The sequence below is a fragment of the Neolewinella lacunae genome (assembly GCF_014349155.1).
GTDB classification, from domain to species: domain Bacteria; phylum Bacteroidota; class Bacteroidia; order Chitinophagales; family Saprospiraceae; genus Neolewinella; species Neolewinella lacunae.
The window spans coordinates 117,706-135,574 of sequence record NZ_JACSIT010000067.1 but is presented as its reverse complement, the minus strand read 5'-3'; the positions used below and the strand labels follow the sequence as shown (position 1 = coordinate 135,574).

The following is a 17,869-nucleotide window of genomic DNA, read 5'->3' as shown; positions in this document are numbered from 1 at the left end:
TCCACCCGACCCTGCATCCTGCGCCCGCGCCCGGTCAGCCATGCAGGGTCGCAATACCCGTGCTTCCTATTCCTCTTTTGGCATGAATAAACTCTACTTTAAGCTTTCTGCCCTCTTGTTCGGCCTGTTTCTGATGATCGGCCTGGCTTACGTGGCGATCTCTTCTTACCTCAATGACGACTACCTGGCCGAGATGCACCAGCGGCTGTACGGCAGCATTGCCAGCCACACGGTTGCGGAGTTGAGCCCCATGGTGGATGGGCGGGTGGACACCATGATGATCCAGGACATTATGCACTCCATGATGGTGATCAACCCCAGTGTGGAGGTGTATTTGTTGCGGCCCGACGGGGAGATAGTTACCTACGTAGCGCCCAACAAGCGCGTGCAGCTGGAGCGGGTTGACCTGGAGCCCATTCACGCGTTTATTGCTGCCCCGCCGCAGGAACGACCATTCCTGAAGGGCGACGACCCCCGGAACCCCGGGCGCGCCAACATTTTTTCGGCGGCCGAGGTGCGCAACGCGACGGGGGCGCTGGAGGGGTACGTGTACATTATTCTGAGTGGGGAAGAGCAGGCCCTGGTTGCCGGGCCGTTGCAGTCGTCGTATATCCTTCGCCAGGGGACCTTTTTCTTTTTCCTGAGCCTTGCACTGGCCTTCGTGGTGAGTCTGCTGGTGATGCGCTATCTGACGCGGAACCTGCGGCGGATTGAGACGGCGGTACACCGCTTTCAGGAGGGCGACTACGCTGCGCGCATTGACGCCGACGCGGGAGGGGAATTTGCCGCCGTTGCAACGACGTTTAACGGCATGGCGGACCAGATCACCGCCAGTATCGACGAGCTCAAATCCCTCGATACCCTGCGCCGGGAGTTGATTGCCAATATCTCCCACGACCTGCGGACGCCGCTGGCCATCATCCAGGGCTTCGTAGAAACACTCCTGATGAAAACGGAGACCTTGCCGCCGGAGGAAAGACGCAAGCACCTCAACACAATTTTGAACAGCGCTGAGCGACTTTCGGGGCTGATCGGGCAGCTCTTCGAATACTCCAAATTGGAGGCCAGGCAGATTGTTCCCCAGAAGGAGGCCTTCAACGTCGGGGAACTGGCCCAGGATGTCGCGCACAAATTCAGCGTTTTGGCGAGTGCCAAAGGGGTAAACATCCGCCTGGACGTTCCCCAGGCCCTGCCCCATATTTTTGCCGACCTGAGCCTGGTGGAACGGGTACTCAATAACCTGATGGACAACGCATTGAAATTCACCCCTGCGGGCGGTGAAGTCTTGCTGGAGATGCGGGCGGATGCCACATTAGTACGGATTAAGGTGGCCGATACCGGGCCCGGAATTCCGGAAGCGGAGTTGCCTTTCGTTTTCGATCGCTACCGCAAGGTGAAACGTACCCGCGATGGGCAAAACCCCGGTGCGGGACTGGGCCTGGCCATCGTGAAATCGATTCTGGAATTGCACGACCAGCGTATCCGCATCCATAGCAAGCTGAAGGAAGGGACGAGTTTTTGCTTTGAATTGCCGCTGCGGGGAGAATTGGCGGGCTAGAGGGCTGCACCCATAAAAATTGGGCGAGGTGCTGCAGATTACCCAAAAATTTACGTTTGAAAGACCACCAGGGAGCCGCCGGGAAACCTGAACCCAATTGCTGCGTTAGAACGATATTTGCGTGCCCAATCAAGATTAGAAGATGAAAGATACGAGTGGCCCCGTGCGGAAATTCCCCCTGGCCGAGCAAGCTGCCAAGGACTTGGTGGCGATGGAGCAAGCCCTCCCCCTGCCGGATTTTTCCGATACGGAAAAAACCTTCCGCCACTTGAGCGATGCGGAGTTGAAGTATTCCGCTCGCCTTTTCCAGCTCATGGGCCTGAACTGGCTCACGAGCATTATGTCTTCCTTGGGCGTAGGTGCGGTGAAGCTCGGCCTGCCGGGGGCGGAGTGGTCCGTGAAAAACACGATTTACCGGCAATTTGTGGGCGGTACCAGCCTGGTAACGGCGCTGCCCACCATCGAGCGTCTCTTCGAGCGGAATGTGAAAAGCATCCTGGATTACGGTGCAGAGGCCAAGAACTCCGAAGAAGACTATAATGTGTTCATGAAGGAGGTCCTGCGGGCCATTGAGTTCAGTCGCGAAACCGAGGCCTCTGCGGCCGTGGTGGTGAAGATCACCGGCCTTTCTTCGGATGCGATGCTGGAGTGGCTCAATGAGCAGGAGATTGACTTCGACGACGATACCCATAGCCAGTTCCAGGCCCTGCTGCGGAGGCTGGATGCCATCTGTGGGCAGGCGGAGAAATTCGGCATCCAGGTTTACATCGACGCCGAAGAATCGTGGATGCAGAATACCATCGATCAGTTGGCCAATAAGATGATGGCCCGCTACAACCGGGAGAAAGTCATCGTACTGAATACCTTCCAGCTCTACCGCCACGACCGGCTACAGTTTCTGATCGATAGCCACACCCGCGCCCGTCAGGAAGGCTATCTGCTGGGGGCCAAACTGGTGCGCGGTGCCTATATGGTCAAGGAAAAAGCCCGGGCGGAGGAGAAAGGCTACCCCAGCCCCATCCAGCCGAGCCTCGAAGCTACCCATCACGACTACAACACGGCGCTGCGCTACTGCATCGACAACATCAATACCATCGCCTGCTGCGTAGGCAGCCACAACGAAGCGAGCATCCGCCTGACGACAGAGTTGCTGGCCGCAGCCCAAGTGCCCCGCAGCCACCCCCACATCCAGTTTGCCCAACTCCTGGGCATGAGCGATAACCTCACCTTCAATCTGGCGGCCGGCGGCTACAACGTGGCCAAATACCTGGTCTACGGCCCCGTAAAAGAAGTACTCCCTTACCTTACGCGGCGGGCCCAGGAAAATGCCTCCGTCACCGGAGAAATGGGCCGGGAGCTTAAACTCATTCACCAGGAACTCGCCCGCCGGGGAAAAGCTTAGGCGCTGCTTCCTTCGCCCCGGGTAAACCCGACGGTTTTTTTGAACCACTAAAGAGGTAAGGGCGCTTAGAGCGTGTCTAAAATTTTTAAGAACTTGGAGGATGCCGCGCATCCATAATCCAGGTTTACTACACCATAAAAAAACGAAAAGCGCCGCGATCAGTACTGACCGCGGCGCTTCTCATTTGGGTACTTGCCCGGAGATTTACCTGATGACGGTAACGTCTCCTCGGATGATCTCTCCTTCGCCGATGTTCAGGCGGAGGATATAGTAGTAAGTACCTTCGGGCACGTCCTGTCCATTCTGGTTGCGGCCATCCCAGTTGTTTGCGTAGGGAGAAGCTTCGTAGAGGATGTCTCCCCAGCGGTTGAAGATGATGATCTCGTTGTCGGGAAATTCATCAGGGCGCAGCGTCAGGATGTCGAAAACGAAGAAATCATTCATGCCGTCGCCGTTGGGCGTAAAGGCATTGAACACCGTAGGGTTGGCCCCGTCGGCACTGCTGCGAATGGTCAGGGTGGCCGTATCACAGCGCGTCGGGCAGGCTACGCTACACAGTTCGTAGTCGATCATCGTCGTCGCCGAGAGGCCCTGGGGTGCCTCGAAGGTGATGTCTCCGTTGAGGTTGGAGAGGATCTCCCCAAAGCTGGGCTCCGTGAGCAACCGGACGGTAACTGCGCCCGTCCGTTGGTCGTTGGTCAGCAGATTGACGCGGCCTACGGTTTCGGTTCCACCCACTTCCAGTACGTCGTTATTGGCCGTGGGAGCGGACTCAGGGGTGATGCGGACGGTATCGGAACTGTACTCGGGACAGTCGGGCGCGGAGAGGGTCCACACCAAAGTGATGCCGTTGGCCAGTTCGGTGACGGTGGCCTGGTTGGCTTCGGCCGTGAAGCTGGCACCGTCGTCGTTGAAGGAGGACCATACCCCGGTGGTTCCGGCGGGCAGGTTGGCGTCAACGGTGAAGGTCAGTTCACAGGTGCTGAAGTTGGCGGGCAGGTCGGCGGCAATCTGGGCGTTGAGCATTACGGTGGTCGACGAAGTATCCGCACAGCCGTTGTTCAGGTTGGTAACGACGAGCTGGTAGGTGCCCGGGCCACTGACGAAGGGGCGGGCCGTAGCTTCACCGCTAATGATGCTCCCTCCATCGGCAGAGCTCCAGAAGTAGGTGACGTTGGCACCCGGCGCGGGCGTACTCATGCTGCCGTCCAACTGGGGCATCTCTCCACAGTCAACCTCTACCGGCGGGCCAGCCTGGGCAAAGGGAGTCCCCAGTGCAGCGGCCACCGTAACGGTATCGCGTACTTCACAGCCATTGCCGTCGGTGATGGCCAGGATGTAATCCCCGGGGCCATCCACGGAAACGATGAGGGAGCCAGTGGGCGGAGTTATGTTGTTACCATCAAGGCTCAACCACTGGATATTGTCGGGCGAGGTGTTGCCCAGTTCGGAATCCGTAGCGTCAATGGTAATCGTTGTATTGTTGCAATCGAAAGAATCAGGCTGCATGATCGAAAGCGTGGCAATGCTGTCCACCAGGTCCTCGACGCGGATGGTGATCGGCGTAACACAGCTGGAAATGGGGTTGATGACCACCGCCGTGTACGTACCACCCACCGTTACCGTGATGCGGTCGACGTTAAGGGGCAGGGTATCGGCTGCAGGCGGTCCTACCCACTGGATGTTGTAGCTATTGGGCTGGTCCAAAATGTTGACGCCAATGACGGTTTCGCGGGTGTCACAATCCAACTGCAAGCCTTCTACGGCTTCTACGTTGGGGAAGTCACGGCTGTCCGTTACGACCACTTCCCGGAAGGATTCACACTCCGTAGCCAGGTTGCGGATGGTCAGGCGGTAAGTACCCGCACTGCGCACAATCAGGGTGTCATTACCCTGGGTAGCGGGCTCTTCGCCGCCGTTGCTGGAAGACCAGACGTACTCGAAGAAAGACCCGTCCGTTGAGCCGCTGGCATCGATCAGGGCTGGTCCGGATTCACAAGTGATGTCAATGCTGTTCTGGCGGAAGGTGACGAAGGGGGGCGTATTGGCATCGTCATCGACGAAGACCTGGTCAATGGCCTGACAGTTGGTTGCCGGGTTGGTGATCGTAACGGAGTACAAGCCCGGGCTGTTGGCCTGGGCGGTGCGGTTCGTACTGATTTCGTTGCCCATGGGGTCGGCCCACCGGTAGGTATAGTCGGCGGGGTTGGCCACGGTAACGCCAATAGTGATCATGTCGTTCGCGCAGCCCAGTCCACCGATCGTGTCCGCAAGCTCGTACACGGGGAAACCCATGGGAGGGGTCAGGACTACCGTGTCGGTACCGACACAGCCAGTGACGTCGTCCGTCACCCGCAAAACGTAGGTTCCGGGCTGGTCTACTACTACGGCCTGGGCAGCGCCCATCGGGATTGCTTCCCCTGCCGTGAACCACTGGTAGCTGAGGCTGGAACCCGTAGTGGTGCTGCCCGCACCTTCCAGGCGGAAGGTTTGCTGGCAAAGGATCTCGGCGTCCGCGCCAGCATTAACGGTGGGCGTAACGGGGTCGCCCACCACAATGGAGAGGCTGTCCCGACATTCACCATTGGACACCACTACCTGGTAAGTGCCGGGCAGGACAACGCGGGGAGAGGGCTCGTCGAGCTCCGTAATGACCACCCGGCCATCTTCGGTGCTCCACAGGTAAGTAGTCGTTCCCGAAACATTCTCGTAGGTGGGAGACAAGCGCAGGGTATCCGGCGAACAGTTCATCGTCAGGCCTTCCAGCGGGAGAATGCCCGGCGCACCGATGCTGGGAATGACCACCACCGTATCCACCCGCGCACAGTTGGTCAGGGTATTGCGCAGCTCTACTACGTAAGTACCCGTTTCCGTGGGGGTGAACGTATTGTTGGTCCCGAGCACCATACCTTCGTTGAGGCGCGACCAGGCGTATTCCACGTTGTTTTCGGCGGGGCCAATGGTGAGGATCAGGGGACTGTCATCACAGTTTAGTGGTGCCTCCGTCGGGAGAATGCTGTTAGGGATAACGCGTTCGTCACGGACTACCACCTCGTCCGTATTGGAGCACTGTACATCGCGGAAAGTAACCGTGAGGCGGTACCGCCCACCCATATTGACGTTGACGTCGCGGGTGGTGCCTACTTCGGCAAGAACATCACCTTGGCCGTTGATGCGCTCCCAGAGGTATCCGACGTTAGCCCCCTCACTCGAGCCATCCCCGGAAAGTGTCAGGAATTCATTGGTACAATCGAGGATAAGGGTGGCCTCGCCCGCTTCGGCGGTGGGTTGGTTGGCACTGTTGACGATGACGGTATCCTGGGCCTTACAGCCCGCCATACTGGTCACTTCAAGGATGTAAGTGCCGGGCTCGGTCACGGAAGCTACTACGTTGCCGTCGTTGCTGACGTTACCGGTACGAACGGAGCGGGGGTTGCCGTCGGGTTGCAGAATGAAAAGCTGGAAAGTGGTGCCCACGTTGTTGCGGCCGTTGATGACCGCCGAGGAGTTTTGGCCACAGCTCAGTTCGGTATCGTCGCCGGCAACGGCCACTGCCGCATTGGCGGGGTCAACGCCAATCTCGATTGTTCCCGTCAGGCTGACGCTTCCACTGGCATTGTAAATCGTATAGCTCTGCGTGCCGGGCAGGAGCCCACCCACCGAACCCGTGTTGCCAAAACGCACGGGGTTATCGGTACGGATGAAGATGTCTTCATTGTTGGGGCGTGCGGCAGTTTCGAAGATGATCATGCCATCGTCCGCACCGGCACAGCTGGCGGGGATGGCCTGAATGTTGAGCAGCACCAGGCGGTCTTCCAGGCACAATTCACCAGCGCGGTAGACAATGCTGCCGGGACCGGAGGCCGTGGTCGTGGTTGGGTCCGCACCGTCTTCCGGCTCAATGTCAATACAACCATCCTCGGCAAGGGTGGTGAAGCAAAGCTCGAATACCTGCACGGTATCCGTATTAGCGATGTTGAGCCCCGCAGGAGCAGTGGTGGACCAGGTGATGTTGATGCTGCCAATGGCTGCATTGGCCGTGTTTACGTTGGCCGCCGTGAGGCCCGTCCACGGACCCGAAAAGTTCACCCGGTCAAAAGTAACCATGGCAGGGTCGAAAGTGAAGTTCATGGAAGCGGAGGTGACGTCCGTAAAGCGGGTGACGCTTACGGGCACACAAACTTCATCGGAGATAAAACCTTCGGCATCGCTCACAATGAGGCCAAATCCGTTCGGGAAAAGCACGCAGGCTTCGCCGTCCAGCGATTCAACGGGAACGGAGTTGCCTTCACTTTCGGTAGTAAAGACCTGGCTGAAGATGAAGGAGGCCAGGCCGAGTTCAGCACAGTCGGCCGGGTCGGCTGCCGGATCGGCGCGGTAGCAGAGGGAACCCAAAGAAGCCCCGTCCGCCAGGTTGAGCACCGGCCCGTTGTAGTTGAGTTGCAGGAGTCCCGGAGCAAGTTCTACTGCGGTAACACCGGGGACCGCCGCACTGAAACTGCGGAAATCAAACAATGCCCCGTTCAGGGAAATGTACAGAGTGAATTGGTTGACGTTACTGAAACTGGATACCTCCAGGTCAAAACAGCCGTCCTGGGTGCTGCTGAAGCCGATTTCGTCGGGGAAATCAATGGCCACTCCCTGCGGACGCTCAATGGTGATGGCGCAGTTGGTGGGGTTCACCCCGTTGAAAGTGGTGGTGGTGGAACGGATGTCGTTGAGCAGGTCGGAGACCGAAATGGCACTCGTACCGCCAAAGCCGATGGCGTTGAAGCAAATTTCAAAAACCACCGCCCCCGCTGGCAGAGAAGGCTGTTGGTTGGTCAAAGCATCCCAGTCAAAGCCCAGGCGGCCATTGCCGGTTTGGGTAATGTCGTAGTCGCTGTTCTCGTTGATGAAAAGTGCCGGGTTGCGATTCTGGATGCGCGTGTACTCCAGCACGGCGGGGTCCCAGCTGATGAGGTAGTCCATCGCCCGCATGTTCATAAAGTCGGTGCCGGCCTTGATTTGTACGCAAACGTCCGTATCGTTAAAGTTGATGGGGCCATCGGGGCAATCCACCACCACATCGAAACCCGCGGGATTGCAGTCGTCAACGATCAGACGGGTACCACCGGGGATGACGGGGACGCTGGTCAGGCCAGGTCCCGTACCATTGGCTTCCACGGGCCGGAAGCCGTTCGACGGCGAAGGCCCAACCTGAATATCGGTGCGGTCACTACACTCACCAATGATCTCGAAACAAGCCGTGACAATGGTCGTGCCCGGGGCCAGTGTTGCGGAAATATCCCCAAAGGGAGACCAAACGCCGTAGAAAGAATTACCCCCGAATAAATTGTAGCTGGCGTTCGTATGCTGGGGAAGCATGGTATTGGCCGTGGCGGAAACGGACCGCAGGATGGTATTGTCAAACTGTAGGCCAAACTGAAAACCCTTGAGCGCCGTGAAGCCCGATTCGGCCACTACGTCCACACAGTAGGTGTCACCCGGTTGGTAAAGACCCGGCTGGGGGACAACGTTCAAGACCACGGGGCTCACGCCGATGGTTACCGAACCGTTGTCGATGCCCGGAAACGCATCGTTCCCTTGCGTACACTGGGCGCGCTTGTTGAAAATCACGGGAACCGAGTCGTCCACCCCGTCAAAGGGGTCGTCGTCGGGCTTGTCAAAAAAGGTTACCGGATGGTTCGTCGCGATGGCCCCTACGACGTTGTAGCAAACTTCGAAGAGGATGGCGTTGTCGGGCAGCGTTACGGTGGAGGGAGCATCCACACAGGTTTGGTTGGCGCCGTAATTCCTCCAACGCACGGTGATGAGTCCATCGTTGACGTAAGTGGTCAGGTCGAAATCCCCCATGTCGAAGTTCGGGATCATGGGGTTGAGGTTCTGCACGCGGGTGAACGTAAGGGCTCCACCGTCCTCGGGCTTTTCCGTCCGGAGGGCAAACCCGAATTCAATGCCGGCCGAGAAGTTGATGACCGTGATGGGTAAGCAAACCTCCGAGTTATTGTTGGCAGCAACATCGGGCAGAATGAAGGTGGTAGAAACCTCCTGGCTGAAGACCGTTAGGCCAGCAACCAAGCCAAGAAGAGTAAATAGGTACCGCATGGGTAGAAACTTGTAAAAAAAGACCTAGGAATGTGAGATTACTGTGGGAGCCCGTTGCGGCTACCCCGGGCTAGCGGATGAGCGCCACGGCTACTTGCAGCTCGTGGGTGCCACCAACGCTGGGGCCGAAACTGCTGAAGGAATAGTCGAAGCCATAGCCAATCCGGAAGTTGGTGTCGGAATTGTAAGACTGCCCGATGTTCAGGCCCGCCTCGAAATGGAAGTTACCCGCCGTGCTGATGCCCGCACCCATGTAGGGCGCACTGGGCAATTGGTAACGCAGGCTGATGTCCGCATTCAACGGCGCCCCTTCCACGTACTTCACCCACGAGCTCAGCTCCAGGAAGCTGTCAGAACCGGTAAATAAATACCAGCCCGCCATGCCGTAAAAGTGCCGCAGGCGCTGGATGTTGAATTGGCCGTTTTCGTTCTGGAAGGTGAGGTCCAGACCCAGCAGCTGGGGTACCGAAATGCCGCCGTAGAACATGCTGTAATCACTGGCGTAGCGGTACGCATAAACGCCCAGGCCAATGTCGGGGTGCCCCTGTCCGATGTCCGTCCCACTGAGCGGTTCGCCGTTTTGCTGAAAAACCAGCTCACTGACCCGCACGCTGTAGCCCACGTAGCCAGCGGAAAGCCCCACGCTGATGCCCCCTTCTTCCGGGTCCCGGCTGATGACGGCTCCCACCCGACCGTAAGCCCCCGTAAACCCGGTAGGCCCCGTCTGGTCGTTCATCAGGTAGCCACCCCCGGTGAGGGCCACTCCCGAAGCCTGGGAATTGATGTAGGAAAAACGGATCGATTGCGTCTCCGGGGTGTTCTGCTGCCCGGCCCACTGCCTGCGGTAGTTGGCCCCAAAAGACATGTTGTAACCAAAGGTCAGGAAATCACTTTCCATGGCCGCAGGGTTAATAATGGTGGCATTCTCCCGGTACTGGGTGAAAAGCGAAAGTTGTTGAGCAAAGAGGCCATTGCCGCTCATCAGCGACAATACAATCCCCAGACCTAAGAGTCGGGCGTACTTCATAAACATTGTTTAACCGTCCGGCGCGGTACGGACATGGGATTACGAATTTAACGATATCAGGCCAGGGTGAACCGCCGTACTGCTTGCAAAACGGTCGCCAGTGCCCACTATTGTTATCAGGTTCAAAATGTTTGGATCTGTAGCAAATCCGGGGAGAAACGCCAGCTGTCCGCGTGAACGGATGGCCGGTCTTGGTTGATAAAGCGGGGCAAAAGTACTACGAAATTTTCCTTCGGGGTGTTAAGGCGCTCCATCCTTTAGGGAGCGGTGGGGAATCGTAGTGCAGTGGTTTTGTCCCGTCGTCCGTAAACCTTTTCTTGGCCTCCGGCCCGTCGGGCAAGGATTTCCCCGTAGCCACTGCGGCCCGGGATCTTGAGTTTCAGCACCAAACGGTGACCAGTGAGATCTGACTAGTAAAGACAAAAGCCAGGCACTCCGCAGCAGCATGAGTCGGAATTTTCGAGCTTGTAATTATAACTGGGTGGGGGAAGGTGCTTGGCAAACGACAGCCGCTGCCGCGTTAGTGTGCAAGGCCCGAAAATTAGCAGTTAGCCAGTAGCAGCAGGGCGCGGCCGCAGGTGCTCCCCCCCGACCCCCCGAAGGGGGGAGTTCGTTGGCCCCCCAACCCCCAAAGGGGGAGAGCAGGGTAGGTCAAGCGCCGAAAGCTACGCCGCCACAGGGGAAGATTTCCAGTACACTAAAGTCCCAACCAGCGCTAAATCACCCCGATGCTGCCCAGGTAGCGCTCGGCATCAAGGGCCGCCATGCAGCCCGTCCCGGCGGCGGTGATGGCCTGCCGGTAAACGTGGTCGGCCGCATCGCCGGAAACGAAGACGCCCGGAACGTTGGTCTTGGTCGTGTTCGGCTGGTGAATCAGGTAGCCCGTGCTTTCCATGTCCAGCCAATCCTTAAACATGGAAGTGTTGGGGACGTGGCCAATGGCGATGAAGAAACCCGCCACCGCAATGTCCTGCTTTTCGCCCGTCTGGTTGTTGAACACCCGCACGCCGGTGACGTGGTCGTCGCCCAGAATTTCTTCCACTTCGGTGTTCCAGTAGATCTTGATGTTTTTCTGCTGGATGACGCGGTCCTGCATGATTTTGCTGGCGCGCATTTCGTCGCGGCGCACGAGCATGTGGACCGTCGGGCAGAGGTTGCTCAGGTAGAGGGCTTCTTCGCAGGCGCTGTCCCCGGCCCCCACGATGGCCGTTTCCTTGCCGCGGTAGAAAAAGCCGTCGCAAACCGCGCAGGCACTTACCCCGTGGTTCATCAGGCGCTGCTCGCTTTCCAATCCCAGCCAGCGGGCACTCGCGCCGGTGGAGACGATCACGGTGTGGGCCAGGATTTCTTCCCCGGTCTCCGTGTAGATCTTGTGGATTGGCCCGGTAAAATCAACGCGCTCAATCAACTCGTGCTTCACCACGGTGTCGAAGCGCTCGGCCTGGCGCTTCAGGTCATCCATCATCTGGGGGCCCATGACGCCGTCGGGGTAGCCGGGGAAGTTTTCCACGTCAGTCGTAATCATCAATTGGCCACCGGGTTCTTTGCCGGTATACAATACGGGCTTGAGCAAAGCACGCGCTGCGTAAATGGCCGCAGTGTAGCCAGCGGGGCCGGAGCCAATAATGACGGTCTTGAGAGGTTCTGTGCCCATGGCAATGTTGAATTTGACGGCGAAGGTAGAAATTCCCGCTTAGGGAAGCCAAATTAGCAAAGGTTTGAACAGCATTTTGGGGGCAGGGTTGACCTCCCCCCGCTCCCTTATCCTCAGCCCCAGCACCTGCGGCCGCGCCCTTATCGTCGTCTTTACGGCAGTCAGACTCATTTTCTTTGGTGTTGGAACAAGGTGCTAAAATTTCCGCAGCCCCCGCTGTACTTTTGCCCAATTATTGAAATAATTTTACTCCTATGCGTCGACCTACTCGCCTGGTATTTTTTCTCCTGACCTTGTCTTTGCCATACACGCTGCTGGCCCAAAAACCAGTTCCGGTGCAAGACCAAACCTTTGGCTTACCCCCGGAAAAGAGCACCGTGCAGGGACCTGATGGCCGCCACGATGCCCGCACTGGCCTCCCCCTGGCCCTGTACCAACCGAACTACCGCGTCGGCAACGGAACGCCGGAGGAAAACGCCCGCGAATACCTCACCGCGCGCGCCGGGCAACTGGGGCTGAGCAACGCCGACCTGGCCAATCTTGAACTTGCTTTCCTGCGGCAGGGAGCGGCGGGTACCACCGTTCGCCTCGCCCAGCGCTACGAGGGGCTGCCCGTCCACAAGGGAGAAATTGCCGTTTCTTACACGCCCACGGGGGAGGTGCACTACGTCCACAATAACTTTCAGTACGATAGCAACGTCCCCGACGTGCGCCCGGCCATCAGCCTGAGCGCCGCCAAAGACCTCGCTTACCGCCACCTCCGCCTGGCGGGCACCATCAGCCGCTCCAGCGAAGAGCTGCTCATCCTGCCCCGTGCCGAGGGCGCCCGCCTGGCCTACCGCATCGCCGTCAGCGCCGTTACGCCAGCGGGCGACTGGGAAGTGTTCATCGACGCCAAAAACGGGGAGGTGCTGCGCGCCCAAGACATCGCCGTTTACTACCGCAACCACGACCACGACCATTCCGAGCCTCCCAGCTACACCCCCGCCCCCATGCTGGTCTCCGGCACCGGCAAGGTCTTTGACCCCGATCCCCTTTCTTCTTCCGGTTCCGTGTACGGTGCTACCGGACTGGTCGATGGCAACGACAGCAACACGCCTGAGCTCCTCGCCCAACAGTTTAATGTGACGCTGCTGGACATCACCTTCGATGGAACCAATTACCTGCTCAAGGGGCCCTGGGCCGAGGTGGTGGAATTGGAAGCCCCGGCGAAGGGCATCTTTTCCCAAACCAGTCCCAACTGGACGGCCAACCGGAGCGACGACGCTTTCGAGGCCGTCAGCGTCTATTACCACATCGATGCCTCCATGCGCTACCTCAACGAAACGCTGGGCGTCACCGTCCGGCCCCGGGGGTACACTACGGGCGTGCGGGTAGACCCCGCAGGCTTCAACGGTGCGGACAACTCCCGCTACTCCGGCGGCTGCGAATGCCTCTACTTCGGGGAAGGCGGCGTGGACGATGCCGAGGATTCCGATGTGGTACACCACGAACTGGGCCATGGCCTCCACGACTGGATTACGGGCGGCAACCTTTCCAACAACCAGGGCCTGAGCGAGGGCAGTGGCGATTACTGGGCCGTTTCCTACAACCGCTCCGTTACCTCCTTCGCTCCTTCTCACCCTTCCTACAACTTTGTCTTTAACTGGGACGGGCACAACCCCTTCTGGCCCGGCCGGCGGACGGACGATACCCGTATTTATCCCACCCAACTCACTGGAGGCATCCACAACGATGGCCAAATCTGGGCCACGGCGATGATCCAGGTGCTCGATGCCATCGGCAAACCCCTGGCCGACCGCGTCTTCTGGGAAGGCATTGCCCTGACGGGAAGCAGCTCCAACCAGAACGATGCGGCGGTAGCGGTCTTCAATGCTTCCGGTGCGCTGGGCTACGACAATGCCACGCGCCAAACCATCCACAGTATCCTGACTGCCCGGGGCTATATTCTGCCGCCCTTCGTGGCCTTGCCCGTGGAATGGCTAAGCGTGGCGGCAGCTCCCCAGGATAAAACCATCGTCGTAACCTGGACCACGGCGGCGGAGCCCGACAATGCCTTCTTTACCGTGGAAAAATCAGTGGATGGGGGCCGCAGCTTCCAGGCTTTGGCCAATGTACCGTCGCAAACCAGCGGCAGCTACGCCTACCCCGACCTCGCACCGCAGGCGGGCAGCAATACCTACCGGATCCGGCAGACAGACCACGACGGTACTTTCAGCTTCTCCCAGGTGGTGAACGTGCAGTGGGCCGTCGGCGAAGAATGGCTAATTTACCCCAATCCCGTGGCGGATGAGTTGTTTGTGCAGTGGCCCGGCATCGCCCCGGGCCAGGAAGCACGCCTGCGCCTCTACGACATCAACGGTAAATTGCTCCGAGAATGGACCGTCGTGGAAGGGCAGCAGCGTCTGCCCGTGGGCGACCTGGCTCCCGGCGTCTACCTGCTGGAAAGCGAGCGGGGTACGCAGCGTTTTGTAAAGCAATAAACGGGAGTAGAACTTGGCTAGAATAAAACAGCCGCTCGGGAAGATCCTGGGCGGCTGTTTTATTTGGGTTGATGGCAATTGTACTCATTCAACATTTTCTTAAAATATTTTGAAGGCCTTTCCCCTTGATTTCACCTCCGGTGCCTGCGGTCATCAGGCGATGACGGCGGCCACCGCTTCCAGTTCTACCAGGCAGCCGTGGTGAAGATCGCGGCTGGGCACCACGCAGCGGGCGGGCCGGTGGCCCCCGAAAAAGGCAGCGTAGGTGGCGTTGACGGCCTCCCAGTAGCTGACGTCGGGGATGTAAATTCTGGCTTGCAAAACGTGGTGACGGTCGCTGCCCGCGTGCAGCAAAAGGTGTTCGAGTTTGGCCAGCACCAGTTCCAGTTGGGCGGCGATGCCTTCCGGGATGCTGCCGTCTTCGCGCCGCGGCAGGAGCCCCGAAATGTACAGTGTCCCGTTGTGCTCTACCACCGGACTGTAGTGGCCGGCGGGTACGGGGATGGCGTCGTGTTGGATGATTTTCATGGGCACTAAGGTACGGCCTTCCATCGCTTTGGCGGGCGCGTCCGCAGGTGCTCCCCCCTGACCCCCCGAAGGGGGGAGAGCGGACAATAGAGCGGGGGAAGCCAGGAGAGTAAACATAATGTCATCTATTTTACTTTATGTGTCAAAGATAATGTTTTGCAAACAAAAAAGCGTAAATTTGACGCATGAATGAGAAAACCGGAGAAAAACTTAAAATCCTGGCCGACGCTGCCAAATATGATGTCTCCTGCAGCAGCAGTGGCAGCAAACGGCAAAACACCCCCGACGGGCTCGGTAACGCCACGGGCATGGGCATCTGCCACACCTACACCCAGGATGGTCGTTGCGTTTCTCTGCTCAAAATCCTGCTGACCAACCATTGTATCTTCGACTGCGCCTACTGCGTCAGCCGCAAGAGCAACGACGTCAAACGCGCCGCTTTTACCGTAGAAGAAGTCGTTGATCTGACCATTAATTTCTACAAGCGCAACTACATCGAGGGGCTTTTCCTGAGCTCCGGCATTTTCAAGAGTGCGGATTACACGATGGAACGCCTCGTCCGGATTGCGAAGTTGCTCCGCACCGAGCATAAGTTCAACGGTTACATCCACCTCAAGGCCATCCCCGGGGCCAGCGATGAGCTGATCCACGAGGCGGGTCTCTACGCCGACCGCCTGAGCGTCAACCTGGAAATGCCCAGCGAAATGAGCCTGCAAAAAGTAGCCCCGGAGAAGAATTATCAGGACGTGTACACCCCGATGAACTTCCTGAAAAAGTCCATCGATGGCTACCGCGCGGAGTCCCGTGCCCTGGTCCGGTCTAAACACACGCCCAATTTTGCGCCGGCCGGGCAGTCTACCCAGATGGTCATCGGGGCCAGCCCGGAGACCGACCACGACATCCTGAAACTGGCCACCAGTCTCTACCACGACCAATCGCTCAAGCGGGTTTACTACTCGGGCTACGTCCCCATCAGTAACGACAGCCGGCTGCCCACGCTGAGCGCGCCACCCCTGCGCCGCGAAAACCGTCTGTATCAGGCCGACTGGCTGATGCGCTTCTACGGGTTCTCCGCCAGCGAAATCGTCGATGCCGCCCAGCCCATGCTCGACCCCGACCTGGACCCCAAGCTCGCCTACGCCCTGCGCAATCCCCACCTCTTCCCCATCGACGTTAATTCCGCCCCCCTGGAAATGATCCTCCGCATTCCCGGCGTGGGCGTGAAGTCGGCGCGTAAAATTGTCGAATCCCGCCGTTTTCAGCCCCTGCGCCGGGAACATCTCCAGAAGATTGGCGTCGTCTGGAAACGCTCTCAGTACTTCATCCTTTGCGCTGATAAGGACTTCCGGCAACTCGGTTTTGATCCCTCGGTCATCCGCTGGCGGGTGCTCCACGAGCGAAGCGCTTCTGGCCGTCACGTAGATACCGGGCAGCTGTCCTTGTTTGCGTAAATGGGTGCATGGAACGCTTGCCTGGAAATATGCCACTTTCCATTCTTATTGCAGGGGAAAGTTGGCGGCAAACCGGGCTTAGGTCGGTTCTACTGTCCACCGGGGCACCATTTGCGCACCGGATTGGCTTCCCCCGCTCCTCAGGATTTACCCGGCACCTGCGGCCGCGCCCAAATTATAGGTAAGGCAAATAAAAACGGGGCCGACCCGCAGTTGCGAATCGGCCCCGTAGGCTTGGCTGCCGGAGGGATTTAGCCGCCGGCGCGGTAATTACATGCCTTTTTCTTTGAAGTAAGACTTGGTGATGGTTTCGCCACCCTGGATTTTTTCGATCCGGGTTTTGAACTCGCCAGAGATTTCGTACTCATCGATGCGGGCGTACATTTCCTTGAGGGCGATCAGGGTGTTGAGGTCGTTGGGGTCAGCCATTTCCGCTTTCTGGAAGTAGGGGAGGGCTTTTTCAAACTCGGCATCCACTTCCGTTTTCATCATCTCGTACTTCTTCTGGCCTTCTTTGCTGAAGTCGTTGCCGAGTTCGATGAGTTCCTGCGTCATGGCGGCACCGCGGTTGTAGATCATGGCACCGAGGCTGTAGATCAGTTTAGCGGCGCTGGGGTCCACCTTCAGGCCTTCTTCGTACTTGGCCTTAGCGAGGTCGAAGTATTCGTTAGCTTTTGCGGTATTGCCGGCTTCGCTTTCCGTTTTGTAGAGGTTTTCGTACACCTGGCCCAGGGTGGCGTAGAGGCTTACGTTTTCCGGCTCCTTGTTCAGGGCTTCCTGAAGTTTGCCGGTGAGTTCATTCAGGCGGCCTTCGGAAAGGTAGTAGTTGATCTCGGTGAAGAGCAGAGAAGTTTCCTCGGGGAACTTAGTACGGCCTTCGGTCAGGTACTTGGCTGCTGCAGTTTTGTCGCCATCGGCCATGGCGATCTTGTAGAGCGCGTCGTAAAGACCGGCATCATCGTAGCCGGCTGCGTAGAGCTCAGTGAAGTAAGGCTTGGCAGTCGCAAACTCTTCGTTGAGCACCAGCGAAAGGCCAGCGTAGTATTTCTCGTCCTGCAGCTTCGTCTCATCTACCGCAGATTCACCACCGTTATCGCGTAGGAACTTATCAACCATTACACTGGTCTGGAAAGCCTTGGCGCTGCTGGTGTAGTCTTTGTCCTGGATGGCGTAGATGCCTTCGTTGGAGATGTTACCCTGTACGCCCTGGAGGCCGTTGAGGGCCGCCTTCTGGGCTGGTTTTTTGTCGGCCTTCTCGTAGGCTTTCACGTAAGCTTCGGCGGCTTTCACGGCGGCACCGGGTACTACAACTTCAGCGGTAGCGGGATCGAGCACCCGTGACTGAAGGTAGGTGTTGAAAATAGCGGAGTAGATGTCGCCAGCTTCCAGCAGTGCTTTGGAATCGGCCGCGACGGTGGGATCCTGCATGGCCTTTTCGATCATGTTGGCGGCTTCGACGAGCTGGGCCTGGTCTTTGCTCAGATTGTAGGAATCGAAAGACTTTTTAGCAGCTTTGAGCGCATCTGCTCCGGTTTGGGCCGTCACCGCTGAAACGGCGAGGAGGAGAACAAATACGCTGAGAAATAATTTGCGCATGATGGTAGTTTGAGTTGGTTTTTCTTGATTCGGTTGAACACCCTGTAGACGCTCAGGCGACG

General features: G+C 58.2%; 9 protein-coding genes. 4 read left to right on the top strand and 5 right to left on the bottom strand.

Going from position 1 to position 17,869, the window contains the following annotated elements; genetic code table 11:
• The first annotated feature begins 82 nt into the window (after positions 1-82).
• The gene (locus H9S92_RS04945; RefSeq protein WP_187465600.1) at positions 83-1,558 is read left to right on the top strand and encodes a sensor histidine kinase; all 1,476 of its coding nucleotides are present in this window, start codon (positions 83-85) and stop codon (positions 1,556-1,558) included.
• Positions 1,559-1,700: 142 nt separating this feature from the next.
• On the top strand, positions 1,701-2,960 hold the full coding sequence (locus tag H9S92_RS04940) for a proline dehydrogenase family protein (protein ID WP_187465599.1): 1,260 nt from the start codon (positions 1,701-1,703) through the stop codon (positions 2,958-2,960).
• A 204-nt stretch (positions 2,961-3,164) separates the two neighbouring features.
• Here H9S92_RS04940 and H9S92_RS04935 read toward each other — a convergent pair whose 3' ends face one another.
• From H9S92_RS04935 to trxB, 3 genes are all read right to left on the bottom strand, one after another.
• Positions 3,165-9,068, bottom strand: a complete 5,904-nt coding sequence (locus tag H9S92_RS04935) for a gliding motility-associated C-terminal domain-containing protein (protein ID WP_187465598.1) — start codon at positions 9,066-9,068, stop codon at positions 3,165-3,167.
• A gap of 70 nt (positions 9,069-9,138) precedes the next feature.
• A complete protein-coding gene (locus H9S92_RS04930) occupies positions 9,139-10,095 on the bottom strand; it encodes a PorP/SprF family type IX secretion system membrane protein (protein ID WP_246463661.1) in 957 nt (318 codons plus the stop codon).
• Positions 10,096-10,810: 715 nt separating this feature from the next.
• Positions 10,811-11,749, bottom strand: coding sequence for a thioredoxin-disulfide reductase (gene trxB / locus H9S92_RS04925; protein ID WP_187465596.1), 939 nt, complete (start codon positions 11,747-11,749; stop codon positions 10,811-10,813).
• A 254-nt stretch (positions 11,750-12,003) separates the two neighbouring features.
• Between trxB and H9S92_RS04920 the strand changes: the two genes are divergently transcribed.
• Entirely contained in the window at positions 12,004-14,232 is a 2,229-nt protein-coding gene (locus H9S92_RS04920; RefSeq protein ID WP_187465595.1) for a T9SS type A sorting domain-containing protein, read from the top strand.
• A gap of 153 nt (positions 14,233-14,385) precedes the next feature.
• Here H9S92_RS04920 and H9S92_RS04915 read toward each other — a convergent pair whose 3' ends face one another.
• Positions 14,386-14,760 carry a RidA family protein gene (locus H9S92_RS04915; protein ID WP_187465594.1) on the bottom strand — a complete coding sequence of 125 codons (375 nt, stop codon included), beginning with the start codon at positions 14,758-14,760 and terminating at the stop codon, positions 14,386-14,388.
• 185 nt (positions 14,761-14,945) lie between these two features.
• On the opposite strand from H9S92_RS04915, the gene H9S92_RS04910 reads away from it, so the two are divergent.
• Entirely contained in the window at positions 14,946-16,211 is a 1,266-nt protein-coding gene (locus H9S92_RS04910; protein ID WP_187465593.1) for a putative DNA modification/repair radical SAM protein, read from the top strand.
• A 270-nt stretch (positions 16,212-16,481) separates the two neighbouring features.
• On the opposite strand, the gene H9S92_RS04905 is transcribed toward H9S92_RS04910, so the two are convergent.
• On the bottom strand, positions 16,482-17,807 hold the full coding sequence (locus tag H9S92_RS04905; protein ID WP_187465592.1) for a tetratricopeptide repeat protein: 1,326 nt from the start codon (positions 17,805-17,807) through the stop codon (positions 16,482-16,484).
• Positions 17,808-17,869 lie beyond the last annotated feature (62 nt).